The sequence below is a fragment of the Streptomyces sp. NPDC051064 genome (assembly GCF_044455985.1).
Classification (GTDB): Bacteria; Actinomycetota; Actinomycetes; order Streptomycetales; family Streptomycetaceae; genus Streptomyces.
This window is the reverse complement of sequence record NZ_JBITFK010000001.1, coordinates 1,420,558-1,435,747: the sequence shown is the minus strand read 5'-3', so window position 1 is coordinate 1,435,747 and position 15,190 is coordinate 1,420,558. Positions and strand designations below refer to the sequence as shown.

The following is a 15,190-nucleotide window of genomic DNA, read 5'->3' as shown; positions in this document are numbered from 1 at the left end:
GTCGCCACCGGGCGCTCCGACTTCCCGAACCAGATCAACAACGTGCTGGTCTTCCCGGGTGTCTTCCGCGGTCTGCTGGACGCCCAGTCCCGCACCGTCAACACGGAGATGATGCTCGCCGCGGCGCGCGCCCTCGCCGACGTGGTCGCGGAGGACGAGGTGAACGCGAACTACATCATCCCCTCGGTCTTCAACGACAAGGTCGCGGGCGCGGTCGCGGGCGCGGTCCGGGAGGCCGCGAAAGCGGCCGGCGTTGCCGAGGCGGCGTCCGACCCCGCCTAGGATCTTTCGCCCTGACGGCCCTGCCACACGCCGTCCGCGGGGGTCGGCCACGACTCCTGCGGACGGTGCCGTAGCTCACGTCCGGCGGCCCGTACGGCGCGTCGCGTGTCGCGGCGTCCCAAACGCCCCTTTAGGGTGGGCGGGCAGCGAGCCCCACAGGCCCGGCATCCGCTGCGGACCGCTCCAACGAGTCGACGGAACGTCATCACAGGCAATCGGTGGTGCTTTTCGTGTGACGACGAGGGGTTCCGGATTGGCGTTAGCGCCGCAGGTGGGGGCAGGATGCGTATTCGGGCGCGAGGGTCTGACAGCAGACCCGGGTCCGGGGACTGTCAGAGGGCCCTGGCAGCATCGGCTTCGATCTCACGCCTCACAGGCAAGAAGAACACGGGAGTACAAACATGAACCGCAGTGAGCTGGTGGCCGCCCTGGCCGACCGTGCCGAGGTGACCCGCAAGGACGCCGACGCCGTTCTGGCCGCCCTCGCCGAGACCGTCGGCGAGATCGTCGCCAAGGGCGACGAGAAGGTCACCATCCCCGGCTTCCTGACCTTCGAGCGCACCCACCGTGCCGCTCGCACCGCTCGTAACCCGCAGACCGGCGACCCGATCAACATCCCGGCCGGCTACAGCGTGAAGGTCTCCGCGGGCTCCAAGCTCAAGGAAGCCGCCAAGGGCAAGTAAGGCCCCAAGGCATCAACGAAGGGCGGCCGTCCCGACCGGGGCGGCCGCCCTTCGGCATGCACGTGACCGTGTCCGGGGGGCTTCATCGCGGCGCACACCGCCCGTGCGGGCGCTGTGAGGCGGTCTGCGGCGCCCCGGCACCCCCCGGCGGCCCCCGGAGGGCAGGGCGCCCCGTTCGGCTCTGTACGGGCGTTCTGCGGCGCCTGGACCGATGCCCGGCGCCCGGACGACGGAAAAGCCCGCCGCCCCGGTCCCTCGTGGGGGCCGGGGCGGCGGACTGTGGTGCGCTGGTGCGCAATGCTGTGTGCGGCAGCACTGTGCGTACGCCGGAGCGCGTCGGCGTGGTCAGACGAGCGAGCCGCCGGGAAGCTCGACCTTCGCGCCGAGCTTCTCGAGCTTGTCCATGAAGTTCTCGTAGCCGCGGTTGATCAGGTCGATCCCGTGCACCCGGGACGTGCCCTGGGCCGCCAGGGCGGCGATCAGGTACGAGAAACCGCCGCGCAGGTCGGGGATGACCAGATCCGCGCCCTGGAGCTTCGTGGGCCCGGACACGACCGCCGAGTGCAGGAAGTTCCGCTGCCCGAACCGGCAGTCGGAGCCCCCGAGGCACTCGCGGTAGAGCTGGATGTGCGCACCCATCTGGTTGAGCGCCGAGGTGAAGCCGAGCCGGGACTCGTAGACCGTCTCGTGGACGATCGACAGTCCGGTGGCCTGCGTCAGGGCCACCACGAGCGGCTGCTGCCAGTCGGTCTGGAAGCCGGGGTGCACGTCCGTCTCCAGGGCGATGGCGTTCAGCGCGCCGCCCGGGTGCCAGAAGCGGATGCCCTCGTCGTCGATCTCGAAGGCACCTCCGACACGCCGGAAGGTGTTGAGGAAGGTCATCATCGAGCGCTGCTGGGCGCCGCGCACGTAGATGTTGCCCTCGGTCGCCAGCGCCGCGGACGCCCAGGAGGCGGCCTCCAGGCGGTCCGGGATCGCCCGGTGGGTGTAACCGTCGAGTTTGTCGACACCCGTGATCCGGATGGTCCGGTCGGTGTCCATGGAGATGATCGCGCCCATCTTCTGCAGTACGCAGATGAGGTCCTCGATCTCCGGCTCGACAGCGGCGTTGGAAAGCTCGGTGACGCCCTCGGCGAGGACGGCGGTCAGCAGCACCTGTTCGGTGGAGCCCACCGACGGGTAGGGCAGCCGGATCTTCGTGCCACGCAGCCGCTGCGGGGCCTCCAGGTACTGGCCGTCGGCCCGCTTCTCGATGACCGCGCCGAACTGGCGGAGCACCTCGAAGTGGAAGTCGATCGGCCGGCCACCGATGTCGCAGCCGCCGAGGCCCGGGATGAACGCGTGGCCCAGACGGTGCAGAAGGGGGCCGCAGAAGAGGATCGGGATGCGCGACGAGCCCGCGTGGGCGTCGATGTCGGCGACGTTCGCGCTCTCGACGTGCGACGGGTCGAGGATGAGTTCGCCCGGCTCGTCGCCGGGGCGGACGGTCACGCCGTGCAGCTGCAGCAGCCCCCGGACCACCCGCACATCGCGGATGTCGGGCACGTTGCGGAGCCGGCTGGGCCCGCTGCCGAGCAGCGCGGCGACCATTGCCTTCGGCACCAGGTTCTTGGCGCCTCGGACGCGGATCTCGCCCTCCAGCGGGGTGCCGCCGTGGACAAGCAGGACATCGTCTGTGCCGGTCATGTATCTCGCGTTCCGGAGTGGTCGGGCAGGGGGCCATGAAAAGGGTAATGGGCTCCCGCCCCCCTTCCGTAAGGTGCCGGGGCGTCATGAATCCGCCGCAACACGTTCTGCTCCCCGGTCCTTGCGGAGGGTCACCGTCCGTACGGCCCGTCCGGCAGCCCCCCGATCGTGCGCTCCCCGTGCGCCCGTGCGGCGTCCGTGCGCCCTGAGCTGCGGAGGGGCGCGGTCCGGGGGCGGTCGCGCCACTTGGCCCCCGCGGAGGGCCGAGATGCGGGATCATCGGTGCCATGACGGAGGTGTCCTCGCTCACAGGACGGCTGCTCGTGGCCGCACCCGCCCTGGCGGACCCGAATTTCGACCGTGCGGTGGTGCTGCTCCTCGACCACGACGAGGAGGGCTCGCTGGGTGTGGTCCTGAACCGTCCGACCCCGGTCGGCGTCGCGGACATCCTCGCGTCCTGGGCCGGTCTGACCGGCGAGCCGGACGTGGTCTTCCAGGGTGGTCCGGTGTCGCTCGACTCCGCCCTGGGTGTGGCGGTGATCCCGGGGGACGAGGGGCCTTCCCCGGCCCCCATCGGCTGGCGCCGGGTGCACGGGGCGATCTGCCTGGTGGACCTGGACGCGCCGCCGGAGCTGCTGGCGGCGGCGCTCGGTTCGCTGCGGATCTTCGCCGGATACGCGGGCTGGGGGCCGGGTCAGCTGGAGACCGAGCTGACGGACGGCGCCTGGTACGTGGTCGAGTCGGAGCCCGGCGACGTCTCCTCGCCACGCCCGGAGAACCTCTGGCGTGCGGTTCTGCGGCGGCAGCGCAGCGAACTGGCGATGATCGCGACGTATCCGGACGACCCTTCGCTGAACTGATGCGCGGAGCTTTCAGTACGCTTGGCAGTTATGAGCACTCTTGAGCCCGAGCGCGGGGCAGGTACGGGGACCCTCGTAGAGCCGACGCCGCAGGTGTCGAACGGCGACGGTGACCACGAGCGCTACGCCCATTACGTCCAGAAGGACAAGATCATGGCGAGCGCCCTGGAGGGCACTCCCGTGGTGGCGCTGTGCGGGAAGGTCTGGGTTCCCGGACGCGACCCGAAGAAGTATCCGGTCTGTCCCATGTGCAAGGAGATCTACGAGTCCATGGGCGCCGGCGGCGACAAGGACAAGGGCAAGGGCAAGGGCGGCAAGGACAACAGCGGCAAGAAGTAGCCCGCCCCGCCCTTATCACCCCTTAGCTCTTTTATCTCTTTCCGGACCCTGACCCCGGCCCCCGGGACGCGCGGAGACGCGCGCCCCGGGGGCCGTTCGCATACCCGGGAGCCCCTGGGTGTCCGTCCCCGGCACGGCGGGAGCGTGGGCCGGCGGCGCGCGGGGCTGCACCGCGAGGTCACAGAGTGGTTGAGACCACTTGTCGGCGTGCTGGGGCGCCCTTAGTCTCCTGCGAGTTGTGCAGAACGAAACGTACGTTGCATGGAATGCAACGATTGACCGGTAGGGGTCCCGGATGAAGCTTTCTGCCCGAATCGCCACTCCGGCCGCGGCACTTGTGCTGGCAGGCCTCACCGTCACCGCCTGCGCGCCGGGGACCTCCGACACCGGCGCCGAGGGCGACAAGAAGTCCGGGACGCTCCGCGTCTGGCTCTTCCAGGAGGTCGGCAACAAGCCCAAGGAGAAGGTCGTCGACGCCGCCGTCGCCGACTTCGAGAAGTCCCACGAGGGGGCCGAGGTCGAGGTCGAGTACATACCCGTCGACACCCGCGCCCAGCGCATCAAGGCCGCCTTCAACGACCCGAAGAGCGCCCCCGACCTCATCGAGTACGGCAACACCGACACCGCCGGATACGTGAAGGACGGCGGACTGGCCGACGTCAGCAAGGAGTTCGCCGCCTGGGACGAGGCCAAGGACACCGACCCCACGGCCAAGCGCTCCGTGACGGTGAACGGCCAGGTCTACGGGGCGCCTCTCTTCGTCGGCGTACGGGCGTTGTACTACCGCACCGATGTCTTCGAGGAGCTCGGCATGAAGCCCCCGAGGTCCCAGGACGAGCTGATCTCCACTGCCAGGAAGATCCACCAGGAGAAGCCGGACCTGTACGGCCTCGCGGTCGGCGGTGCGTACACCTACGGGGCGATGCCCTTCATCTGGGCCCAGGGCGGCGAGCTGGCCGACGAGACCGGGGTGACCTACCGGTCAGCCATCAACAGTGCCAAGGCCCGGAAGGGCATCGAGGCCTACACCTCGCTCTTCGGCGAGGACAACTGCCCGGCGGCCAAGTGCGCGGCCATGGGCGGCAACGCGACCGTGACCGCTTTCGCGTCCGGCAAGGCGGCCATGGCGATCGGCGGCGACTTCAGCCACGCCGCGGTCGAGGCGGGCAGCGTGAAGGGCGAGTACGCCGTCGTGCCGCTGCCCGGCGTGAAGAAGGACTCCATCGCCCCGGCGTTCGCCGGAGGCAACAACATCGGCGTACTCAGGAGCAGTTCGCACCGCACCCTCGCGGTCGACCTGATGAAGTCCCTGACCGGCAAGAAGACGCAGGCGAAGATGTTCGACGCCATGGGCTTCCTGCCGACGTACACGGACGTGCTGGACACCGCCGCGGAGAAGGAGCCCTTCGTCGGCCCCTTCGTCGACACGCTCGGCGCGGGCGCGAAGTTCGTCCCGGCCTCCCCGGCCTGGGGCCAGATCGACGCCTCGCTGGTCCTGCCGACCATGTTCCAGGAGATCGTCAGCGGCCGTAAGGACGTGGCCGCCGCCTCGGACGACGCGGCGAAGAAGATGGACGCGGCGTTCGCCGAAGCGGGCTGACGATGACCGCCGACACCGCACCGCACAAGGTCCCCGCCGTGTCGGGGGCGCGCGGGACACCGTCCCGCGCGCCCCGGCGCCGCCCGGCGTCACCGGCGCGGCGCTCCGGCTGGACCCCCTGGCTCTATCTGCTCCCGGCGCTCGTCCTGCTCGGCGGGCTCCTCGTCTACCCGATCTACCAGCTGGGCCTGATCTCCTTCCTGGAGTACACCCAGGCCCAGGTCAGCGGGGGCGAGCCGACCACCTTCCAGGGGTTCGGCAACTACGCCACCCTCTTCGGCGACAGCCAGTTCTGGCAGGTGCTCCTCGCGACCGTGGTCTTCGCCGCGGCCTGCGTGCTCGCCACCCTGTTCACCGGCTGCGCCCTGGCCGTCCTGCTGACCAGGATCCGCGCCCTGCCCCGGCTCGCGCTCATGATGGCCGCCCTGGGGGCCTGGGCCACGCCGGCCATCACCGGCTCGACCGTCTGGGTCTTCCTCTTCGACCCGGACTTCGGCCCGGTCAACAAGGCGCTGGGCCTCGGCGACTTCTCCTGGACGTACGGGCGCTACAGCGCCTTCGCGCTGGTGCTCCTGGAAGTGCTCTGGTGCTCGTTCCCGTTCGTGATGGTGACCGTGTACGCGGGCATCCGCGCGATCCCCACCGAGGTGCTGGAGGCGGCCTCGCTGGACGGCGCCTCGCAGTGGCGGATCTGGCGGTCGGTCATGGCCCCGATGCTGAGGCCGATCCTGATCGTCGTCACCATCCAGTCGGTCATCTGGGACTTCAAGGTCTTCACACAGATCTACGTCATGACGAACGGCGGCGGCATCGCCGGCCAGAACCTGGTGCTCAACGTGTACGCGTATCAGAAGGCGTTCGCGTCCTCGCAGTACAGCCTCGGATCGGCGATCGGGGTCGTGATGCTGGTGATCCTGCTGGCCGTGACACTGGTCTATCTGCGCCTGGTGCGGCGCCAGGGGGAGGAACTGTGAGCGCACGCACGCTGCTGCGCGTCCGCCGGCCCGGAAGGCTCGCGGCGGAGGCCGCGGCCCTCGTCATCGCCGTCGTGGTCGCCTTCCCGCTGTACTGGATGGTGCTCTCCGCCTTCAAGCCGGCGGGCGAGATCCAGTCCACCGAGGCCCGCCCCTGGACCCTGGCCCCGTCCCTCGACTCGTTCCGCAGGGTCTTCGAACAACAGGAATTCGGCCGCTACTTCCTCAACAGTCTGGTCGTCGCCGGCACGGTCGTCATCGCTTCCGCGCTGATCGCCTTCCTCGCGGCGACGGCGGTGACCCGGTTCCGCTTCAGGTTCCGCACCACGCTGCTCATCATGTTCCTCGTGGCGCAGATGGTGCCGGTCGAGGCGCTGACCATCCCGCTGTTCTTCCTGATGCGGGACTTCGGTCAGCTGAACACCCTGGGATCACTGATCCTGCCGCACCTCGCCTTCTCGCTGCCGTTCGCGATCTGGATGCTGCGCGGATTCGTCAAGGCCGTCCCGGAGGCCCTGGAGGAGGCCGCCTACATCGACGGGGCGAGCCGCACCCGCTTCCTGTGGCAGATCCTCTTCCCGCTCGTCTTTCCCGGCCTCGTGGCGACCAGCGTCTTCTCGTTCATCTCGACGTGGAACGACTTCCTCTTCGCGAAATCGTTCATCATCAGCGACACCTCCCAGTCGACGCTTCCCATGGCGCTGCTGGTCTTCTTCAAACCCGACGAGAACGACTGGGGCGGGATCATGGCGGCCTCGACGGTGATGACCGTTCCCGTACTGGTCTTCTTCGTCCTCGTACAGCGCCGTCTGGTCTCCGGACTCGGCGGAGCGGTGAAGGACTGACACATGGACAACCTGATTCCCGCGCCGGTGCGTACCGGCGGAGACGACAGCGGCGCATTCCTCCTCGACGGGGCCACGACCCTCGATGCCGGCCCCGGGACCGAGGGCACGGAACGCTGGCTGCGCACCACCCTGGGAGCCGCCTTCGGTCTGCCGCTGGCCCCGTCCACCCCGGCGGAGCCGGCCGGCAACACCGTCCACCTGCGGATCGACGCCACCCTGGAGCCCGAGGGCTACCGGCTGTCCGTCGCGCCCGCCCACGGCGTACGCGTCACCGGCGGAAGCGCGGCCGGAGTGTTCTGGGGAGCGCAGACCCTCCGTCAGCTCCTCGGTCCCGAGGCGTTCCGCCGCGCGCCGGCCGACCCGGGCGCGAAGAGGAGCATCCCTTTCACGGAGATCGAGGACGGCCCCCGCTTCGGCTGGCGCGGCCTGATGCTCGACGTGGCACGGCACTTCATGCCCAAGGACGGCGTGCTGCGCATGCTCGATCTGCTGGCCGCCCACAAACTGAACGTCTTCCACTTCCACCTCACCGACGACCAGGGCTGGCGCGTCGAGATCAAGCGCCACCCCCGGCTCACGGAAACGGGCGCCTGGCGCGCACGCACCAAATACGGCCACCGCGCTTCCGAACTGTGGGACGAGACCCCGCACGGCGGCTTCTACACCCAGGACGACATCCGCGAAATCGTCGCGTACGCCGCCGAGCGGCATATCCGGGTGGTCCCCGAGATCGACATCCCGGGCCACTCGCAGGCAGCGATCAGCGCGTATCCGGAACTGGGCAACACCGATGTCATCGACACCTCCGCGCTTTCCGTGTGGGACACCTGGGGCGTCAATCCGAACGTACTCGCCCCCACTGACAACACCCTGCGCTTCTTCGAAGGGGTCTTCGAGGAACTGCTCGACCTGTTTCCCGCCGAGACCTCGCCCTTCATCCATGTCGGTGGCGACGAATGCCCCAAGGACCAGTGGAAGGCGTCACCTGCGGCACAGGCCCGCATGACCGGGGCCGGCCTGGCCGACGAGGACGAGCTCCAGTCCTGGTTCATCCGCCACTTCGACCGCTGGCTCACGGCCAGGGGCCGCCGGCTCATCGGCTGGGACGAGATCCTGGAGGGCGGCCTCGCCGAGGGCGCCGCGGTGTCGTCCTGGCGGGGCTACGCGGGCGGGATCGCGGCCGCCGAGGCCGGGCACGACGTCGTGATGTGCCCCGAGCAGCAGGTGTACCTGGACCACCGTCAGGACGGCGGCCCCGACGAGCCGATGCCCATCGGCTTCGTCCGCACCCTGGAGGACGTCTACCGCTTCGAGCCCGTTCCCCCGGGTCTCTCCGAGGAGGCGGCCCGGCACATCATGGGCGCCCAGGCCAACGTCTGGACCGAGGTCATGCAGAACCGGGACCGCGTCGACTACCAGGTGTTCCCGAGGCTCGCCGCCTTCGCCGAGGTCGCCTGGTCGCGGCTCCCGGCTCCGGGTGAGCGGGACTTCGCCGACTTCGAACGCCGGATGAACACGCACTACGCACGGCTCGACGCCCTGGGCGTCGGCTACCGGCCCCCGGCAGGCCCGCACCCGTGGCAACGCCGGCCCGGCGTTCTGGGTCGCCCGATCGAGGGGCCGCCCCCGACCGTGTGACCGCCACCCCACCCGACGGCCAGGGGAACCGAATTAGTCGTACGAACCCGCTGAAGAGCGTCAATTCGTGCGTCGGGCAGAAGGAATGCCAAAAGTGACTTTTCCCCTGGTCGGGGGTGGAAACACCCTTCGCGGACCCTCGCGTCGGACAGCCCGGAAGATGTGCCAGAGTTGCCACGTCCCGGCCGTGAGCACGTACCGTACGGCGGACAGGCGGGACTGCCGGGACACCGGGAAGGGGCAGCTGGGTTGACCACGCACGCACCGCAGGCGATGCAGTCGGTGACGCTCCCGGCCTCGCTCGACGAGGCCGTGGCGGCTCTCGGCGCCATGCCTGCCGCCGTTCCCGTCGCCGGGGGCACGGACCTCATGTCGGCCGTCAACAAGGGCCTCCTGCGCCCCTCGGGGCTGGTCGGCCTCGGCCGGATCAGCGAGCTGCGCGGCTGGCACTACCAGGACGGCCACGCCCTGCTCGGCGCCGGGCTCACCCACGCGCGCATGGGGCGGCCCGACTTCGCCGCCCTCATCCCCGCGCTGGCGGCCTCCTCGCGTGCCGCGGGCCCGCCCCAGATCCGTAACGCCGGGACGCTCGGCGGGAACATCGCCACCGCGGCGCCGACCGGCGACGCCCTGCCGGCCCTGGCCGCCCTGGAGGCCGAGCTGGTCATCGCGGGCCCCGGGGGCTCCCGCCGTGAGATCCCCGTGTCGCACCTGCTGGCGGGCCGCGAGATGCTCGAGCCCGCCGAGCTGATCGGCTTCGTCCGCGTGCCCCTGCTGCACGCCCCCCAGGTCTTCCTCAAGGCGACCGGCCGCACCGGACCCGGCCGCGCCACCGCCTCCGTGGCGATCGTCCTGGACCCGGCGCGGCGCGGGGTGCGCTGCGCCGTCGGCGCGATCGCCCCGATGCCTCTGCGGCCCCTGGAGGCCGAACGCTGGATCGCCTCCTTGATCGACTGGGACGGCGAACGCGGCCTGGCCCCCGACGCGCTGGCCGCCTTCGGCGAGTACGTCGCGGCGGCCTGCATCCCTGACCAGGCTCCACCGGACGACGGGGGAGAGGCACCTCCGCTGTCGCCCGCCGTCCTGCACCTGCGGCGCACGGTCGCCGCGCTCGCCCGACGCGCACTGGGGAGGGCACTGTCGTGAGCAATGAAGAGAACCCCGAGCAGCAGCACGGGCAGCCCGACCCGTACGCCGGCTGGCAGCCGACCCCGCAGGGCGGTGAGTACGACGCCGACGCGACCGCCTTCGTCCACCTGCCCCCGGAGGACCTCGCCGACCTCGGAAGCGACCCGCTGGCCGCCCCCGGGCAGGGCTACGTCCCGCCGATGATCCTTCCGCTGACCCCGGCCGCGGGTCTCGACCCCGCGGCGACCGGCAGCTGGGTCGTGCAGACGCAGAGCCAGCAGGAGCGGGCGGCCGGCCACTCCCCGGGCACGGAGTCCGCCCCGGAGGCGGTGCACTGGCCCGATCCGAACCAGCAGCAGGACCCGTACCAGCAGCCGTACCCGGACACGTCGCAGTACGCGCAGACGTCGTCCACCACGGCCCAGTGGCATTTCACCGAGGCCGTCCCCGCGGAGCCCGAGCCCGAACCGGCTCCCGAGCCCGCCGGTCACACCGGCGAGTGGACGATCCCGGTGGCGAACGGCGACCTCCCGGAGGAGTCCGGCGAGTTCGCGTCGTCGGCGATGGCCTCCCAGTGGTACGCCGACCCGCCCCCGGCCACGCTGCCCGGCGGCGCATCCGCGCCGTGGGCGACGCAGGAGCGTGCCCCCGAGCCCGAGGCCGCCCCCGAGGAGGCCCCGCCCGGGCCCTCGGAGCCCGTGGAGGCCCCGGAGGGCGCGGAGACCGAGGAGGAGCCCCTCGCGGGCTCCGAGGCCCTCGTGGAGGCCGCAGGAGAGCCGGAAGAGCCCCTGGAGGCCGCTGCCTCCGCGGCCGAAGCCCCGGAATCCGCGGCCGAGGCGCCCTGGACCGAGGCGGCCGAGGCCGGGCCCGGCCTCGAACCCACCCTCGAACACGGCCCCGTGCCCACGGAGGAGCCCGCCGACCCGGCTCCCCTGGCGGGCCCCAGCGAGCACCCTTCGTCCTCGTACGTCCTCCATGTGAACGGCGTGGACCGCCCCGTCAGCGACGCCTGGATCGGCGAATCGCTGCTGTACGTGCTCCGGGAGCGCCTCGGTCTGGCCGGCGCCAAGGACGGTTGCTCGCAGGGCGAGTGCGGTGCCTGCAACGTCCAGGTCGACGGCCGCCTCGTGGCCTCCTGCCTGGTTCCCGCCGCCACGACCGCGGGCAGCGAGGTCCGTACCGTCGAGGGGCTCGCGGTGGACGGCGAACCGTCCGACGTCCAGCGGGCCCTGGCCGAGTGCGGGGCCGTCCAGTGCGGATTCTGCATCCCCGGGATGGCCATGACCGTCCACGACCTCCTGGAGGGCAACCACGCCCCCAGCGAGCTGGAGACCCGGCAGGCCCTGTGCGGCAACCTCTGCAGGTGTTCCGGCTACCGGGGTGTGCTCGACGCCGTACGCGACGTCGTCGCCGGCCGGGAGGCGACCGCGGACGCGGCGGCGACCGCTGCGGACGACGCCGAACCGCGCATCCCGCACCAGGCCGCCCCCGGCGCGGGCAGCGTCCGGGCACACGAGGGAGACGTCCGGTGAACACCGTGCCGTCACCCGCACCACCGGTCATCCCCACCCCCACCAGCCGCCGCAGCGGAGCGAACGACAAGGAGGCGGCGTGACCAGCGACGCAGCCACCGCGACCAGCACCACGCACACCACACCGCCGCCCGAGGGCCCCGGCCCGGACCAGGAGCCGCCCGCGCTCGGACTGGGCACCTCGCTGCCGCCCGCCGACGCCCGCGCCAAGACGGAGGGCACCTTCCCGTACGCGGCCGACCTGTGGGCCGAGGGGCTGCTGTGGGCCGCGGTGCTGCGTTCCCCGCACCCGCACGCGCGCATCGTCTCGATCGACACGGCGGCCGCCGTCGGCATGCCCGGGGTGCGCGCGGTTGTCACGCACGAGGACATCCCCGGGGACGGCTCGTACGGCCGCCGGGTCGTCGACCGTCCCGTGTTCGCCTCCGAGCTCGTACGCCACCACGGCGAGGCGATCGCCGCCGTCGCGGCGGACCACCCCGACACCGCCCGGCTGGCCGCCGCGGCGATCACCGTCGAGTACGAGGTCCTCGAACCGGTCACCGACCCCGAGAAGGCCTTCGCCGCCGAGCCCCTCCACCCCGACGGCAACCTCATCCGCCACATCCCGCTGCGTTACGGCGACCCGGACACCGTGGGCGAGGTCATCGTCGAGGGCCTGTACCGCATCGGCCGTCAGGACCCCGCCCCGATCGGCGCGGAGGCCGGCCTCGCCGTGCCCCGCCCCGACGGGGGCGTCGAGCTCTACACGGCGTCCACCGACCCGCACACCGACCGCGATCTGGCCGCCGCCTGCTTCGGCCTGGACCCCGAGCGGGTCAAGGTCGTCGTGACCGGTGTCCCCGGAGCGACCGGCGACCGGGAGGACCCCGGCTTCCAGATCCCGCTGGGTCTGCTCGCGCTGCGCACCGGCTGCCCCGTCAAACTGGCCGCCACCCGCGAGGAGTCCTTCCTCGGGCACGCCCACCGCCACCCCACCCTGCTGCGCTACCGCCACCACGCGGACGCGCAGGGCAGACTGGTCAAGGTCGAGGCGCAGATCCTGCTCGACGCGGGCGCCTACGCCGACTCCTCGTCCGAGTCCCTGGCCGCCGCCGTGGCCTTCGCCTGCGGGCCGTACGTCGTCCCGCACGCCTTCATCGAGGGCTGGGCGGTCCGTACGAACAATCCGCCCTCCGGGCATGTGCGGGGCGAGGGCGCGATGCAGGTCTGCGCCGCGTACGAGGGCCAGATGGACAAACTGGCGGCCAAGCTGGGCATCGACCCGGTCGAGCTCCGCCTGCGCAACGCCCTCTCCACGGGCGACATCCTGCCCACCAGCCAGACCGTGACCTGCCCCGCGCCCGTGGCCGAACTCCTCGGCGCGCTCCGTGACTTCCCGCTCCCTGCGCTCCCCAAGGACACGCCGGAGGACGACTGGCTGCTCCCGGGGGGCCCGGAGGGCGCCGGTGAACCCGGAGCCGTTCGGAGGGGTGTCGGCTACGCCCTGGGCATGGTCCACATGCTCGGCGCCGAGGGTGCCGACGAGGTCTCCACAGCCACGGTGCGGGTCCATGACGGCGTCGCCACCGTCGTCTGCGCGGCCGTCGAGACCGGCCAGGGCTTCACCACCCTCGCCCGCCAGATCGTCCAGGAGACCCTGGGCGTCGAAGAGGTCCACGTGGCGGCGGTGGACACCGACCAGCCCCCGGCGGGCCCGGCGACGCACGGCCGCCACACGTGGGTCTCGGGCGGCGCGATCGAACGCGCCGCCAAGATGGTCCGTACGCAGCTCCTCCAGCCGCTGGCCCACAAGTTCGGGATGTCCACGGAGCTCCTCCAGATCGCCGACGGCAAGATCACCTCGTACGACGGTGTGCTGTCCACGACGGTCACGGAGGCGATGGAGGGCAAGGAACTCTGGGCCACCGCCCAGTGCCGCCCCCACCCCACCGAGCCCCTGGACGAGTCCGGACAGGGCGACGCGTTCGTGGGCCTGGCCTTCTGCGCGGTCCGCGCGGTGGTCGACGTCGACATCGAACTCGGCTCGGTCCGGGTGGTCGAGATGGCGGTCGCCCAGGATGTCGGCCGGATCCTCAACCCGTCCCAGCTGGCGACCCGCATCGAGGCGGGCGTCACCCAGGGCATCGGCGCGGCCCTCACGGAGAACCTCCGCACCGCTCGCGGCGTGATCCGCCACCCGGACCTCACCGGTTACGCCCTCCCGACGTCCCTGGACGCGCCGGACATCCACATCGTCAAGCTGGTCGAGGAACGCGACGTGGTGGCCCCCTTCGGCGCCAAGCCGGCCTCGGCGGCCCCGGTGGTGACCTCCCCTGCGGCGGTGGCCTCGGCGGTCCGCGCAGCGACGGGCCGCCCGGTCAACCGGCTGCCGATCCGCCCCCAGGCGGCGGTGGCCGCGCCCAAGTCCTGATCCGGCGGCGCCTGCCGGCTCAGCAGGCGCCGTCGTCGACGGTGGCGGTCAGCTCGTACTCGGGAATGGAGTTGCTGCTGCCGTCCGCGCCCGGGACGAAGATTCCGCCCTCCGAGGACTCCTCCTCCGTGACGCGCATGCAGACGGTGGTGTCGCTACCGCCCGCCGCTATCTCGTAGTCGTGCCCCTCGCCGGCCCGCTCCACGGAAACCTTGTACAAGGGCCCCTGGTCCTCGCCGGCCTTCAGGACGGCCGCCTCGATCAGTGAGGTGTAGCCGTCCGTCGGGTCGCGGCGGATCTGAGTGTCGGCGGCCATGGACTCGGCCGCGTCCTCGGCGGCCTCCCGGACCTCGCTCGCGCTCCAGGACCTCTGGTCGACGCCGGCCTGGACCGAGCACCCACCGAAGACGAACACCCCGGCCACCCCGAAGGCGGCGATCCGCCCCACCGCCAGAGCCGCGTCCGACGGCTGCCGCCCCGCGTGCGGCCGGGCCCGCCAGTACAGCCGGTACGGGCCGGCCAGCGCGATGACCAGGAATGCGGCGGCGATGGCGAACAAGAAGACGACGGCCGACATGTACGCACTCCCCGTGATTCCGCTGAATCGGTGCCGGACAAGGGGGCAGATGCTACTCGCCGGAACCGGCGCGAGCCGGGTCTCGGTCGAGCCTCGATATTCTCGTCCGATCGGTGCCGGTGAGGACGAAACCGGTACGGTGAGCAGGCCGATGGCCGCGCGTCTCGGACGAAGCGGTATGTAGAGACGGACTTGGGGAAATTCGTGACCTTCGAACAGGAATGGGCCGAACTACGCGCGGCCGCGGCCGCGCGCAGCGCCATGCGGATCAACAGTGTCCCGGCCGAGGGCGGCGGGGGAAGTTCCGGCGACCTGGTGGTCAATCGCGACGATCTCGGTTCTATCGGAAATGACGCCTATGACCTGCGGACGAAGGTGTCCCGGCAGGGCGACCACGCCCGTCCTGCCACCTTCGAGGCAGCCATCGCGCTCACCAACGGTAATTTCGCGAGCGGTTCTGCGGTGCTCAAGGTGCATGACCGCTGGAACACACACCTGAAGACCCTTCTGGATTCTCTTGCGCACATTTCGAATCACCTGGATTTCACCAAGGCCCAGCACGCGAAGGACGACGTGAAGATCGAGGGAGATCTGGCGCCGATCTCCAAGCTCACGGAATACATGAAGTAG

The 15,190-nt window shown here is 71.2% G+C and carries 14 protein-coding genes; 12 read left to right on the top strand and 2 right to left on the bottom strand.

Annotated elements, in window-relative coordinates; translation table 11 throughout:
- On the top strand, positions 1-282 hold a 282-nt coding region (locus tag ACIBCU_RS06680; protein WP_393766344.1), incomplete at its 5' end, for a malic enzyme-like NAD(P)-binding protein.
- A 401-nt stretch (positions 283-683) separates the two neighbouring features.
- The gene (locus tag ACIBCU_RS06675) at positions 684-965 is read left to right on the top strand and encodes an HU family DNA-binding protein (protein WP_003968811.1); all 282 of its coding nucleotides are present in this window, start codon (positions 684-686) and stop codon (positions 963-965) included.
- A gap of 345 nt (positions 966-1,310) precedes the next feature.
- Here the strand turns inward: ACIBCU_RS06675 and murA are convergent, their stop codons facing one another.
- Entirely contained in the window at positions 1,311-2,651 is a 1,341-nt protein-coding gene (gene murA / locus ACIBCU_RS06670) for a UDP-N-acetylglucosamine 1-carboxyvinyltransferase (RefSeq protein WP_362926994.1), read from the bottom strand.
- Between the two features lie 287 nt (positions 2,652-2,938).
- Between murA and ACIBCU_RS06665 the strand changes: the two genes are divergently transcribed.
- From ACIBCU_RS06665 to ACIBCU_RS06625, 9 genes are all read left to right on the top strand, one after another.
- Complete coding sequence (locus ACIBCU_RS06665; RefSeq protein WP_362926993.1) at positions 2,939-3,511, top strand: YqgE/AlgH family protein; 573 nt, start codon at positions 2,939-2,941, stop codon at positions 3,509-3,511.
- Positions 3,512-3,541: 30 nt separating this feature from the next.
- Complete coding sequence (locus ACIBCU_RS06660; RefSeq protein ID WP_399229702.1) at positions 3,542-3,850, top strand: DUF3039 domain-containing protein; 309 nt, start codon at positions 3,542-3,544, stop codon at positions 3,848-3,850.
- Between the two features lie 295 nt (positions 3,851-4,145).
- On the top strand, positions 4,146-5,450 hold the full coding sequence (locus ACIBCU_RS06655) for an extracellular solute-binding protein (protein ID WP_362926992.1): 1,305 nt from the start codon (positions 4,146-4,148) through the stop codon (positions 5,448-5,450).
- 2 nt (positions 5,451-5,452) lie between these two features.
- On the top strand, positions 5,453-6,424 hold the full coding sequence (locus tag ACIBCU_RS06650; RefSeq protein ID WP_362926991.1) for a sugar ABC transporter permease: 972 nt from the start codon (positions 5,453-5,455) through the stop codon (positions 6,422-6,424).
- The gene (locus ACIBCU_RS06645; RefSeq protein ID WP_399229699.1) at positions 6,421-7,269 is read left to right on the top strand and encodes a carbohydrate ABC transporter permease; all 849 of its coding nucleotides are present in this window, start codon (positions 6,421-6,423) and stop codon (positions 7,267-7,269) included. Before ACIBCU_RS06650 ends, ACIBCU_RS06645 begins: the two co-directional genes overlap by 4 nt.
- A gap of 3 nt (positions 7,270-7,272) precedes the next feature.
- Positions 7,273-8,910, top strand: coding sequence for a beta-N-acetylhexosaminidase (locus ACIBCU_RS06640; protein ID WP_399229697.1), 1,638 nt, complete (start codon positions 7,273-7,275; stop codon positions 8,908-8,910).
- A gap of 249 nt (positions 8,911-9,159) precedes the next feature.
- Positions 9,160-10,056, top strand: a complete 897-nt coding sequence (locus ACIBCU_RS06635; RefSeq protein WP_362926988.1) for an FAD binding domain-containing protein — start codon at positions 9,160-9,162, stop codon at positions 10,054-10,056.
- The gene (locus tag ACIBCU_RS06630) at positions 10,053-11,570 is read left to right on the top strand and encodes a (2Fe-2S)-binding protein (protein ID WP_399229694.1); all 1,518 of its coding nucleotides are present in this window, start codon (positions 10,053-10,055) and stop codon (positions 11,568-11,570) included. Before ACIBCU_RS06635 ends, ACIBCU_RS06630 begins: the two co-directional genes overlap by 4 nt.
- Before the next feature lie 79 nt (positions 11,571-11,649).
- On the top strand, positions 11,650-13,983 hold the full coding sequence (locus tag ACIBCU_RS06625; RefSeq protein WP_362926986.1) for a xanthine dehydrogenase family protein molybdopterin-binding subunit: 2,334 nt from the start codon (positions 11,650-11,652) through the stop codon (positions 13,981-13,983).
- A 19-nt stretch (positions 13,984-14,002) separates the two neighbouring features.
- On the opposite strand, the gene ACIBCU_RS06620 is transcribed toward ACIBCU_RS06625, so the two are convergent.
- Positions 14,003-14,560 carry a hypothetical protein gene (locus ACIBCU_RS06620; RefSeq protein WP_399229692.1) on the bottom strand — a complete coding sequence of 186 codons (558 nt, stop codon included), beginning with the start codon at positions 14,558-14,560 and terminating at the stop codon, positions 14,003-14,005.
- A 204-nt stretch (positions 14,561-14,764) separates the two neighbouring features.
- Between ACIBCU_RS06620 and ACIBCU_RS06615 the strand changes: the two genes are divergently transcribed.
- Positions 14,765-15,190, top strand: coding sequence for a hypothetical protein (locus ACIBCU_RS06615; protein ID WP_362926984.1), 426 nt, complete (start codon positions 14,765-14,767; stop codon positions 15,188-15,190).